The sequence below is a fragment of the Mesorhizobium sp. LCM 4577 genome, assembly GCF_001854795.2.
Taxonomy (GTDB): Bacteria; Pseudomonadota; Alphaproteobacteria; order Rhizobiales; family Rhizobiaceae; genus Mesorhizobium; species Mesorhizobium plurifarium.
The window spans coordinates 705662-718146 of sequence record NZ_MDDU01000001.1 but is presented as its reverse complement, the minus strand read 5'-3'; the positions used below and the strand labels follow the sequence as shown (position 1 = coordinate 718146).

The following is a 12485-nucleotide window of genomic DNA, read 5'->3' as shown; positions in this document are numbered from 1 at the left end:
TCCTTACTCCACGCCGAAGGTCGATTTGGCATCGACATCCCAGAAGGTCGAAAAGTCCCTGGTGAAGCGCGGCGACAGCTTGATGGCGCTGGCGTACATCTTCTTCACCTCGGGCGCGAAATCGGCGGCTTTCACGCGTTCGCGCTCCTTGGCGATCCATTCCGAGACCGGTTTTGCACGCGCCAGGCGCTTGGCCCGCATCTCGGCGCGGTGGCGCTTGGTGGCTTCGAGATTGGCGACCGGAAAACCTTCCTCGTCCTCGTCGAGCACGATGCCGAAGATGCCCTCGGCTGCTTCCTTGGTCAGAAAACCGTTCTCGACGTCCCAGGCGGTCTTGATCGGATCGCGCTCCAGCACGTCACCGTAACCGCCGCCGCCATTGTAGGAATGGGTGAAGACATCGCCGGTCTTATGCGGCGCGGTGATGTAAGGGCCTTCCAGCGTCACATGATCGCCTTCGAGCCGCACTTCCAGCTCCGAGCGGTACGGATTGGTGCCGGTGTGATGGGCGAGCGGCGCGCCGTTTTCGGCCAGCTCGAAGATGTTCGAATCGCGCACGGCGCGGTGCTTCTGGCAGGTCGGCGCCGGATAGCCGCCGCACAGGCCGCCATTGTCGAAGACCCGCGAGGAGTGCTCGGACGTCACCAGCCGCAAATGATCGGTCTTCGAGACCAGCCACGTCGACAGGAAGGAACAGCCGCCGCGATATTTGCCGGCGCCGCCGGAATTGGGAACGATCGACCTGCCGATATAGAGCATCGGCATGTTCTGTTCCCAGATCTCGATATTGCCCATGTCGGATTCCGGGTTCCAGCCGACATAGGCGGTGTCGAGCCCGTCCTTGATCGCCAGCGCACCGGAGCCGGCGGCGGCGCATTCGAAATGCGCCATGCCGAAAGGCGTGCCGTACTGGCTCTCGCCGCCCATCTCGATCATCGGGCTGTTGACCTGGCCGACAAAGGCCTCCTCGACGAAGCCGCGCGCGATGAAGGAGCGCGACAAGAGCCGCTGGAAGACGCCGTAGGCGGGCAGCAGCAGCGCCCAGGATGTGGCCGTCGCCACCATCTCGTTGTCGGGGTTGGTCCAGGTGCCATGCGGCAGCTTCAATTCGGTCGCCATCCAGGCGCCGTCATTGACCAGGCCCTCGAAATTCATGTGCTGGGTCAGCGTCACGAACATGCCGCCGTCCATGCCGGCCGGCGTGCAGTTCATCGAATGGTACCCCCAAGGCTGCGTGCCCTCGAAGTCCATGACGATCTTGCCGTCGGACGTGATCTCCATCTCGATCGGAATGTTGTAGAGCCAGTTGGGGTCGCCGAGCGGCTGGTAGCCCGGCTTGCCGGCGGTGACGTGGCCGTAGAAGGTGTGGCCGCGATAGATGCCGGGCACGGTGAGCTGGCGGGTGCGGGCGAGCTGGGCGCGGCGACCTTCCTCGATGAACTCCTTCGACACCTGCATCCAGTAATCGAGGCCGATCTCGTCGATCAGCGCCTTGACGCTTTCGCGCATGTCGATGCAGGAGGCGACCTTGGCCTTCTCGTCCAGCACCCAGTAGATCGGCATGCGGAGATTGCGCTCGCAACGGATGACGTAGTCGCGCCTGAGCTCGTCGTTCTCACCGACCTTCTCGGCACAAACGAACAGGCCTTCGGTGAAGCGCTCCTGCGCCAGCGCCACGTCGCCGCCCGGCGTGATGCCGCCGGCCTCCAGCTCGTGACAGACGGCGCCGGCCCAGCCGACGAGCTTGCCCGAATGGAAGATCGGCACCACGTCCATCACGTCCGGCACCTGCACGGTGCCGATGAAGGCGTCATTGTTGGCGAAGATATCGCCGTCGCGGATCTGCGGGTTTTCCTCGTAGCCGTTGCGGATCATCCATTTGATGAAGCGGCTCATCGTGTGGACATGCACCATGATGCCATTGGAGAGCGCAATCGCGTCGCCCTCCGGCGTGTAGATGGCGACGACCATCTCGCCGACCTCGCGCACGCCGGGCGAGGCGGAGATACGCCGCGCCATTTCGCGGGCCGACACGCAATAGGCACGCAATTTGGTGTGCAGCGTCTCGAACTTCAGCGGATCCTGGTTGCGCAGCTCGAGCTCGGTGATGCCGTCATAGCAACCGGTCTCGTCCATCAGCCGTTCGGATTCGATCAGCCTTTCGCGGATGCGCAGCGCAGAGGCGGGTTTGTCCAGCATGGCGTTCGCCCTTCTCAAGCGTGGGTGTAGTGCAGCAGCGTCCATTCATCGACATGGACGCGGTCCTGCGGGTGGACGACGAGAGTGGTCGCCGGATGTTCGATGATGGCCGGGCCGATAACCTCGTGGCCGGGCTGGAGCAGATCCATCTCGTAGAGATTGGCCTTGTGCCAGCGGCCGCCGATATAGGCCTCGCGCACCCCCTTATGGGCCGACGCGGGGTCGGATTTGCCCAGCGGCCGCTTGACCAGCATCGGCTTGACCTTGTCGGCGGTCGCGATCAAGCCCAGCTCGGTGATCGAGAAGCCGGCCTCGCCATAGCGCGACACACGGTGATTGACCTTGGCGTAGACCGCCTCGAACTCGGCGATGACCTTGCGCATGTCGTCGGCCGAACGAACCGCCGACAGCGGCGCCATCACCTCGACGTCCTCGAGCTGGCCGGTGTAGCGCATCATCAGGAACGGCACGGTCTTGATCTTTGAGAGCGCATGGCCGTCGGCGACCATTTCTTCGACCGCGGCCTTCGTCAGGTCGTTCCACACGCCGGTAACCTTCGCCCCGAAAGCCTGCAATTCGTCATCGCTGGCGCGCGCGCCGATGTCGATCTGTGTCGACACCGAATGCCGGCGCATGAAATCGGCAGTGGTGCAGCCGAAGGCCGAGAAGGCGGCGGCGAACTGGAAGGTGATGATGTCCTTGAAGCCGATGCCTTTGGAGCAGCCGGCGAGGTGCAGCGGGCCGGAGCCGCCATAGGAGAGCAGCGTGAACTCCGATGGATGGATGCCCTGGCCGGAGATGACGCGGCGCAGCGCATTGTTGGCGTCGGCCTCCAGCATGTCGATCATGCCTTCGGCAGCTTCTTCGACACCGACGCCGAGCACGCGGGCGCATTTCTCCTCGAAGGCTTTCCTTGCTTTTTCGACCTGCAGCACGACCTTGCCGCCAAGGAAGTAATGCGGGTTCAAGCGGCCGAGGATGGCGTCGCAGTCGGCGATCGTCGGCTCGGCGCCGCCCTTGGCGAAGCAGATCGGGCCGGGATCGGAGCCGGCGCTTTCCGGCCCGAGCGATACCTTTTTGGTCAGCGGATCGACCTTGAGGATCATGCCGGCGCCGGCGCCGATGGTGTCGAGATGCAGCGTCGGGACGTTGAGCTTGAAGCGGTCCATCAGCGGCTCGTTCTCGATCCGCGTCTGGCCGCGCGTGATGACGCCCATGTCGAACGAGGTGCCGCCCATATCCGAGCAGATCAGCGAGTCGTTGCCGATCAGCTTGCCGACATAGGCCGCGCCCAGGATGCCGCCGATCGGACCGGAGATCATCGTCTCGTGCAGGCGCGGATGGTCGATGGACGTCAGGCCGCCGAAGGAAAGCAGCGTCTGCACGCCATATCTGAAGCCATATTTCTTCGAGACGTCCTCGATGCCCTTGAGCTGCCTGCGGCCGCGTGAGGTGGCATAGGCTTCGATCAGCACCGAGTTCAGCCGCGACTGCTCGCGGATGACCGGGCGCACTTCGTGGCTGGTGTAGACCAGGATGTCGGCGCCGGCGGCGGCGATCTCCTCGCGGCAGATCTCGGCGATGCGTTTCTCATGCGCCGGATTGACATGGGAGAAGATGGTCATGATGCAGATCGCCTCGACCTTGTCGGCGATCAGCTTCTTTGCGGCAGCGTGCACCTCGTGCTCGTAGAGCGGCAGGATGACGTCGCCGAACTGGTCGATGCGCTCGGTGACGCCATGGGTGCGGCGGCGCGGCACCAGCGGATCGGGATGATGGTGGGTCACCGCGTGCAGGCGGTCGGCATAGGAATAGTCGGCCCAGGCCTGCAGGCCGCGGCCCATCAGGATCATGTCCTCGAGGCCCTTGGTGGTGATCAGCCCGAGCTTGCGGCCGGTGCGCGACAGAAGCGTGTTGAGCATGCCGGTGCCGGAATAGAGCACCACGTTGACGCCCGAAAACAGATCCTGAAGCGAGATGCCCCAGGCATCCGCCGCGTCCTCGGCCGAAGCGAGGAAGCCCTCGGCCTCGTTCTTCGGCGTGGTCGCCGACTTGCCGATCTTGAAGTGACCGTCCTGATCGACAAGGATCGTGTCGGTCATGGTGCCGCCGGCGTCGATGCCGATGACGATTGGGTTGGTGGTGATCTGGTCCACGGGTCGCTTTCCCTTGCCGAGAGTGACCGCAGGCTAGATTCCCGAAGCCGGATCGCGCCATATGCCTAAAGACACAATGACGCTTGGGCCGGGTTCGCCGAGAAAAGGGCATGCGCATGGGCAATATCTGGGCGCCGCTGGCAAAAGCGATCGCCGCCACCGGCACCGACCGGCATGTCGACTGCCTGATCGACCTGATCGGCGCCGACATCGCGCATGACCTGGTGACGGTGACGCGCTATTCGGCGACCAAGACGCCGGAATTCGTCAAGCACCGGCGCTTCTCCGACGAGATGGTGCGGCGCTATCTCGACAATTACTACGTCTTCGACCCGTTCTATGCGTCGTGGCGCAGCGAGCGCCGGCTGGGCATCATGCCGCTGAAGGGCCTGGCCGACGAGGAGGCCAAGCGCGGCCAGTACATAGCCGGCTTCCTGGCGCAGTCCGAAATCTGCGACGAGGTCGGCATCCTGCTCGCCGACGGCGGCGACTGGTGCCTCGGCATCTTCCTCGACCGCTCGACCGTGTCGTTCAAGGACGGCGAGATCGCGCTGCTGACCGAGCGGCTGCCGGTGTTCGAAGCGCTGCATGCGCTGGACATCAAAGCGCGCGGCTCAGACTTTTCACGCACCTCGGCGCCGAGCGGTCCAGGCGCTTCGCCGCAGCAGAAGCCCAGAATTCCGGAAAGCCTGTGGCCGGAACTCTCATTGCGCGAGCGCGAGCTGGTGGAACTCATCCTCGCCGGCCATCCAACCGCCAACATCGCCGAGCGGCTCGGCATCACCGTCGGCACGGTGAAGAACCACCGCCGGCGAATCTATGAAAAGCTCGACATCACCACCGAGCGGGAACTGTTCCTGCAATTCTTCCAGCACCGAATGGACGGCTAGCCCGCAAAATAACGCGTCGGGCCGGGATGAATTGCTTGACGACGGCGCTGTTGGCTAACGAAGATCGGCCGTGGGTTCGATACGGGCAAGCTGGCGCATGCAGCCTGAGGTGCTGACCGATTATGCTTTGAGGCTGCGGGAGCGCGGCTACATATGCCTTCCGCTTCGCGCCGGCGGCAAGCATCTCGACCTTGCGGCGATGGAGTATGATCCGCTGCATCTGCAGACGCTGCGCAAGGACCTGAAGGAACTGGCTTTCAATTCCATCACCTTCCAGCTGGCGCAGAAGCCGCCGGACGGTAGCGACATTGCAAGCTGGTTTCGCGGCTTTGCCGGCAATGTCGGCATATTGGGGGGATTCTCCAACCTGATGATCCTCGATTTCGACAGCGATGCCGGCTACCGTGCCTGGCGCGCCGATCACATGGCAATTGCGAACGGCACGCCGATAGCAAAGTCGCCGAGCGGATTTCACGTCTATCTGAGAACGCGGGAACCGATGGTCTCCTCCAGCTTGCATTTCGGCCTGCGACGGGTCGGCCACGTCAAGGCGCTCGGCGGTTATGTGGTGGGCTCTCCTTCGGTGCTCAGGGACGGTTCTTCCTACCGCTGGCTCGAAAACCAATCGCCATTCGACATCGAGCCGCAGCTCGTCGATGGCCTTGGCAGTCTTTCGCTGCGGCCGGTGTCACTGCTCAAGCACCACTACGACCGCCTGCTCAAGCGCGGCTTCTTCGAACGGCAATGAGCGGTTGAGCGCATGGCGGCCGACATAACCGTCGTCATCCCGGCAAGGAATGCGGCCGCGACGCTGGACGCGGCGCTCGGCAGCCTGACCGCCGACAGGGCGGTCATCCGCGAGATCCTGCTGATAGACGACAGCTCGGATGACTGCACGGCCAAGGCGGCGACGGAGAGTGCTCGCCGCCATGGCTTGCCGCTGGATGTGGTGAGCGTTCGCCTGGGCAGCGCGGGCGCCGCGCGCAATGTCGGAATCGAGCGGACGAGCGGCACATCCATCTTCTTTCTCGATGCCGATGACGAGGTGATGCCCGGCAGCCTGTCGCTGCTGGGATCGGCGCTCGCAAGCCGGCCTGGCGCCGGCCTCGCCGTCGGGGCCAGCATACGGCGCGCGAAAGGCCGGCCGGACAAGCTCAAGACCCCGCATGGCTATGGCCCTGACAAACGGCAGAACACGCGCCGATACCTGCGCAACGAGCTGTGGCCGATCGCCATGGGAAGCGCGCTGGTTGCCGGTTGGGCGACAGCCGGCATCCGCTTTCCGGAAACGATCGGGCTCGACGAGGACACCTGCTACTGGGCGGCGCTGCTGGCGCGCGCCGAAATCGTTGCCATCGACACGCCGGTGCTTCTCTATCACCATGACGAGGAACGTATGGCGCGCCGTTTCATCACCGCGCCGCGCAAGACGTTCCTCACCATAGCGCGCGAACTCAACGGCCTCGCGGCCGCCGGCGTCGAGCGGGACGCGTTGCAATGGCGAAAGGCCTGGATAGCGCAGCGCATCGCCCGCCAGCTTATCAAGCACGGGATGTTGGCGGACGCCGCCGGCATGATGCGCGCGGTCAAGGGCCATCGAGAACTTGGCCGGAGCTGGAAAGCGGCCCAATACCTGGCCAGGATCCGGTTCGGGCGGCTGGCCGGGATCAGGCCGGATACATCCACCGGCTTGGCGGCGCCACGGCGCACGCTGATCGTCAGCTTCGATCCGGCCTACCCGCCCGCCTCCGGCGCCGACCTCAGGACTTTCGGCAATGCCGTCGCGGCCGCCGAAATCGGTCCCGTCCGTCTTGCCTCGGTCAGACCTGCCGGCTCGACGCAGCCACCAGGCCGCGACATCCGCACGGTCTCACTGACCACGGAAGCCGAAAGGCTGTCGCATTCGCTCGGCTGGCGACGCATCAAGGGCGAGAACAGGATTCCGCGGCCGGCGCTCGCCCGTCTCAGAGCCCTGGTGCGCGCGTTCCGCCCGGACACGATCGTCGTCGAGAGCATTCCGCTGTTCAAGCTGCTGCAGCCTCTGCGGCCGTTGACCGGTCAGCTCATTCTCGACATGCACAATGTCGAATCCGATCTCGCCACCCAGACGCCCGGCGATGCCGCGTCGGCCGTGTCGCCCGAGATAAGGCAGTTGGAGCGGAGGGCGGCGGCGATCGTCGATCGCATCTGGGTCTGTTCGAAGCTGGACCGCGAGCGGCTCAAGGCGATAACCACGCATGAAACGCCGGTCGATATCGTGCCGAATGGCATCCCCCGCGCCAAAGAGATGTCTGAGACGCTACCGCCACCACCCGGCACAGCCGATGGATTTCCGGTGATCCTCTTTGTCGGCCATCTCGGCTATCATCCCAACGTCGATGCCGCTGAACGCCTGGCGCGCATCATCCTGCCGCGGGTCCGGGAGGCGTTGCCAGACGCGCGGCTCGTCCTTGCCGGCCGTTCGCCCGATCCAGCCGTCCAGGCCCTGTCGGAACTCGACGGCGTCGTCCTGATCGAAAACCCCGATGATATCGGACCCCTGCTGTCGGCAGCGCATCTCTGCATCGTTCCGCTCAGGACCGGGGGAGGCACGCGCATCAAGATCCTAGAAGCGATGGCCGCGGGTGTTCCGGTGATCGCGACGCCGCTCGCGGCGGAAGGGCTCGACCTCACCAGCGGCGCGGACTTGCTCCTGTCCGACACCGACGAAGGACTTGCCGACCTGGCGGTCGCACTCTGTTCCGACCCCGCTCGCATGGCCAGGCTGCGCGTCCGCGCCCATGGCACCGCATGGTCCCGCTTCGGACCTCAGGCGATCCGCGACGCCGTTCGCCATGGCCTGGGGCTGGAGGGCGCCAGCCGATGAACCGCTGCACAACGAGTCTTCGATGATCCCCAAGATCCTGCACCAGACCTGGAAGACCGACGACATCCCCGCCCGGTTCCAGGCTTATGTCGAGAGCTGGAAGCGGCACCATCCGGACTGGACGATGATGTTCTGGAACGACCGGCGGTTGCTCGAGTTCGTCGCCCGGCATTATCCCGACTTCCTGCCGACCTTTTGCAGTTACGAACGGGGTGTGCTGAGGGCGGATGCCGGACGGTATATGCTTCTGCACCATTTCGGCGGCGTCTATGCCGATATCGACTGCGAATGCGTGGCCTCGTTCGATCCGCTGGCCAGCGAGGACCGGATCGTGGTCTGCAAGGAACCGGACACGCATGCGCGAGTGCAGGCCGATTTCCGCCGATTGCCCTATCTTCTGTTCAACGGCACGATCGCCAGCCCGCCCGGACATCCCTTCTGGCTTCACCTCCTGTCCTTCCTGCCGGGGCTGGCCCACGCCAAGGAGGCCATCGACGCGACAGGCCCCTGTGTGATGACTTCGGCGCAGCTCAGCTACGGTGACCAATCCGCCTTCGCCATCCACCCTTCGGCGTTGTTCGCGCCGGTGGACTCGGCCGGACGCAATGGCGGCAACGAGACGCCTACCCTTTCCATCCACCATTGGGCCGGCACATGGTGGACACGCGCCCCGGCGCCGGGATGGCGAGACAAGATCCGCACGCGGGTCTACCGGTCCTGGCACCATCTGACGCGCGGCGCCTATCTGAGCGAAGCAGCCGCCAGGGAGGGCGTGGACCCGGCGGCCGTCGCCGCGCCTGCCCCGTCAGGCGGCAACGTCGCCATTCTGGTGCCGCTGYGCGACGCGGCGGATCATATCCAGCCGTTTCTCGATGCCGTCTCCGCACTCGATTACCCAAAGGACAGGATCAAGCTGGTCTTTTGCGAGGGCGACAGCACGGACGGAAGCTGGGAGCGATTGCAGCAAGCCGTGGCGCCGCTGACCGGCAACTATCGTGACGTGGTTCTGCTGCAGAGACAGACAGGCGTCCGGGTCGATCGAACCAAGCGCGCCAAGCGACGCCTGCAGCGCGCAAGGCGCGGCGCCATCGCGAAGGTGCGCAACCACCTGATCGACCACGGCCTCAACCCGGATGACGATTGGGCGTTGTGGGTCGATATCGATGTATGGCGGTTTCCCGGCGACATCCTGAGCCGGCTTATGGAAGGCGGGCATCGCATCGTGGTTCCCAACTGCGTCAAGATCGCCGGCGGCGGCAGCTTCGACCTCAACAGCTTCATCAGCGTGGGCAAGGAGAAGGATTATCGCTACTATCGCGAGATATACGGCGGCATCCATCAACCCCCGGCGTATTCCTACAACCGCCTTCATCTCAGCGACGTCAGGCATCTCGACAGCATCGGACTGGACGGCGTCGGCGGGACGATGCTGCTGGTCGACGCGACATTGCATCGCGGCGGGCTCCGCTTTCCGGAAATCCCCTATCGCGACCTGATCGAGACGGAGGCCTTTGGCGTGCTCGCCAACGATCTGGGGATCCGGCCGATCGGCCTGCCGAGACTCGAGATCCTGCACGTGCCGTGGTGAGACGGGCCTACGGTGCGTCGCTCAGTCGTGCAGGTCCCTTGAAATCGCCGGCCCGATCGTGAAGCCGGAGAATGTCACCTCGAAACCTTCGCGTTGCGGCGAGCAGCACATCATGCCGACATCGACCGCTTTCGAGGTCGGGAAATAGGCCAGCCGAACCGGCTTCCAGTGGCCATCCGAGGCGTCGAGATACTGGATGCGGATCGCCTCGGCGTGGCGGGTCAGGCGGATCCTGACGCCGTCCTTGCCGGCGGCGATGGCGACCAGCGACCAGTCGGAGGTGTCGTTGGTGACGACGACGGAGAAATAGGCCAAGCCGTCGGTGTATTCGATGCCGGCCTTGATCCAGTGCGTTTCGCTGAGGCGCAGCATCAGCCCCGCCTGGTCGTAAAGCACCTTGTAGTCGCCCTTGACGGTGACCTCGGCGCTGAAATCACCCTCGACGGGACGGTGGAGGAAATGGCCGTTGTCGCGCCAGAAGCCGTAGAAGGTCTCGCGCCAGAAGTCGGTCTCCTTGCCCGTTCGGACGGTGAGCGTRCCGTCGCCGACCGTGTGGTGCGGCGGCGGGTTGAGCCATGTCATGTCGGCCACGTTCATCGAGCTCCTCCCGGATTGGATTAGAGCAATTCCAGGAAAAGTGTGAGCGGTTTTCCGCCCGGAATTGCGTCAAAACAAAGAGATAGAGTGGTTCGCCGTTTCCGTGAAACGGTGAACCACTCTAGCCGGCGAATGTATAGGCCGTCTTCACCGTGGTGTAGAACTCCATCGCGTAGCGGCCCTGCTCGCGCGGACCGTAGCTCGAGCCCTTGCGGCCGCCGAACGGCACGTGGAAGTCGACACCCGCCGTCGGCAGATTGACCATCACCATGCCGGCTTCGGAATTACGCTTGAAATGCGTCGCGTGCTTCAAGCTGGTCGTGCAGATGCCCGAGGTCAGGCCGAACGGCGTGTCGTTGGCGACAGCCAGCGCCTCGTCGTAGTCCTTGACGCGGATGACGTTGGCGACCGGTCCAAAGATCTCCTCGCGCGAGATGCGCATGGCATTGGTCGAGCCGACAAACAGCGCCGGCTGCAGATAGAATCCCGGCGTGCCGCGCTCCAGCCGGTCGCCGCCGAAGGCGAGTTCGGCGCCTTCCTGGCGGCCGATGGCGATGTAGTCCTCGTCCTGCTTGAGCTGCGTCTGGTCGACGACCGGGCCGATCTGGGTCTTGGCGTCCAGCGCATCGCCGATGACGAGCTTGTCCAGCCGCTCCTTCACCGCATTGACGAAACGGTCGTGAATGCCGTCGGTGACGATGAGACGCGAGGACGCCGTGCAGCGCTGTCCGGTCGAGAAATAGGCGCCGTTGACGGCGCAATCGACGGCGACGGCGAGATCGGCGTCATCGAGCACGACGAGCGGGTTTTTGCCGCCCATCTCTAGCTGGAACTTGCGCATATGCTCAACACTGGCCGCGGCGACGCGCTTGCCCGTGCCGACCGAGCCCGTGAAGGAGATGGCGTTGACGTCAGGGCTGTCGAGCATCGCCTGGCCGACAACCGAGCCCTTGCCCATGACGAGGTTGAGCACGCCCTCGGGCAGGCCGGCGCGGTGCAGGATGTCGACGATGGTCCAGGCGCTTTCGGGCACGAGCTCCGCCGGCTTGAAGACGATCGTGTTGCCGTAGGCGAGCGCCGGCGCAATCTTCCAGGCGGGAATGGCGATGGGGAAATTCCAAGGCGTGATGATGCCGACGACGCCGACGCCTTCGCGGGTCATCTCGACGCCGACGCCCGGCCGCACGCTCGGCACCATCTCGCCCGACAGGCGCAGCGTCTCGCCGGCGAAGAAATCGAAGATCTGCGCCGCACGGATCGTCTCGCCGACGCCCTCGGCCAATGTCTTGCCTTCTTCACGCGCGAGCGAGCGGCCGATCTCGTCCTTGCGCGCCATGATCTCGTCGGAGGTCTTCTTCAGCACGGCGTGGCGGGCCAGCGGGCCGGAGCGCGACCAGGCCGGAAAAGCGGCCTTGGCGGCCGCGATCGCCTGCTTTGCCTCTTCCGGCCCCGCCGAAGCGTATTCGCCGACGACGTCGTTGGTGTTCGAGGGGTTGATGTTGCGCGAGCCGGCCTCGCCAAGCCACTCGCCGTCGATCAGGTTCTTGCGGAGCACGGTCATCTTGTTTTTTCCTTCGAGATTGGTCGCGGCGGCCTTCGGCCGGGTCAATTGTCAGACAAATGATATAGCTATTGGCCAGCAGGAGGTCTACCCGCGATCTTAACCTAGAGCCGGATCGCGTCAGGTCGAGAACGACCAGAACAGGCAGGCGAGCGTGACCGCGCCAAAGACGACGAAGAACAGGCTTCTGAGCAGGACATTGCGGCGAAGCTCGTTCATGGTGAGGTGCGCCGCCACGATCACTGCCACGAACAGGAAGCGCCAGTTGAAGAGCGCCCAAAGCACCTCATGCTGGCCGAAGGCCCATCTGGCGACGAGCGAGCCGACGATGGTCGCGAAGAGCATGATCGTCGCCCAGAAGATCGCGTCGGCGGCATGGGTCAGCACGATGCCGGCGGCGCGGATCGGCAGGATCATCATCAGCATGGCGCCGAAGAAATAGACGGCGGCGATCGCCAGGAAGGAGCCGGCGTCGGCGATGCCGTCGAGGCGCTTCACGCCATAGGCGCCGTAGGGATAGCCGTGCCTCGCCACGGCCAATGACAGCGCCATCAGTAAGGCGCTCAGAACCGTGATCAGTGCGAACGTGCCAAGGGCCTTGCTCATGCCGTTTCCTGTCGAGACGAAT

9 protein-coding genes are annotated in these 12485 nt (G+C 64.5%); 4 read left to right on the top strand and 5 right to left on the bottom strand.

Annotated features, from left to right (window positions below):
• Window positions 1-3: 3 nt before the first annotated feature.
• Complete coding sequence (locus LCM4577_RS03420; RefSeq protein WP_071069609.1) at window positions 4-2199, bottom strand: hydantoinase B/oxoprolinase family protein; 2196 nt, start codon at window positions 2197-2199, stop codon at window positions 4-6.
• 14 nt (window positions 2200-2213) lie between these two features.
• On the bottom strand, window positions 2214-4355 hold the full coding sequence (locus tag LCM4577_RS03415; RefSeq protein ID WP_071069607.1) for a hydantoinase/oxoprolinase family protein: 2142 nt from the start codon (window positions 4353-4355) through the stop codon (window positions 2214-2216).
• A gap of 110 nt (window positions 4356-4465) precedes the next feature.
• Here LCM4577_RS03415 and LCM4577_RS03410 point away from each other — a divergent pair, with 110 nt between their 5' ends.
• The 4 genes from LCM4577_RS03410 (at window position 4466) to LCM4577_RS03395 (ending at window position 9699) form a co-directional block, all read left to right on the top strand.
• Window positions 4466-5245 (top strand): helix-turn-helix transcriptional regulator, encoded by a 780-nt coding sequence (locus LCM4577_RS03410; protein WP_041008032.1) that lies wholly within the window; start codon window positions 4466-4468, stop codon window positions 5243-5245.
• A 70-nt stretch (window positions 5246-5315) separates the two neighbouring features.
• The gene (locus tag LCM4577_RS03405) at window positions 5316-5993 is read left to right on the top strand and encodes a bifunctional DNA primase/polymerase (protein ID WP_244508200.1); all 678 of its coding nucleotides are present in this window, start codon (window positions 5316-5318) and stop codon (window positions 5991-5993) included.
• 12 nt (window positions 5994-6005) lie between these two features.
• Window positions 6006-8111: a glycosyltransferase gene (locus LCM4577_RS03400; protein WP_083354612.1), complete on the top strand. Its 2106-nt coding sequence runs from the start codon at window positions 6006-6008 to the stop codon at window positions 8109-8111.
• Between the two features lie 22 nt (window positions 8112-8133).
• Window positions 8134-9699, top strand: a complete 1566-nt coding sequence (locus tag LCM4577_RS03395; protein WP_071069878.1) for a glycosyltransferase — start codon at window positions 8134-8136, stop codon at window positions 9697-9699.
• 21 nt (window positions 9700-9720) lie between these two features.
• Here the strand turns inward: LCM4577_RS03395 and LCM4577_RS03390 are convergent, their stop codons facing one another.
• The 3 genes from LCM4577_RS03390 to LCM4577_RS03380 all read right to left on the bottom strand — a co-directional run bounded on the left by LCM4577_RS03390 (window position 9721) and on the right by LCM4577_RS03380 (window position 12463).
• Window positions 9721-10296, bottom strand: a complete 576-nt coding sequence (locus LCM4577_RS03390) for a DUF1349 domain-containing protein (protein ID WP_071036450.1) — start codon at window positions 10294-10296, stop codon at window positions 9721-9723.
• A 121-nt stretch (window positions 10297-10417) separates the two neighbouring features.
• Window positions 10418-11857: an aldehyde dehydrogenase family protein gene (locus LCM4577_RS03385; protein ID WP_071069876.1), complete on the bottom strand. Its 1440-nt coding sequence runs from the start codon at window positions 11855-11857 to the stop codon at window positions 10418-10420.
• A gap of 120 nt (window positions 11858-11977) precedes the next feature.
• The gene (locus LCM4577_RS03380) at window positions 11978-12463 is read right to left on the bottom strand and encodes a hypothetical protein (protein ID WP_040988758.1); all 486 of its coding nucleotides are present in this window, start codon (window positions 12461-12463) and stop codon (window positions 11978-11980) included.
• Window positions 12464-12485 lie beyond the last annotated feature (22 nt).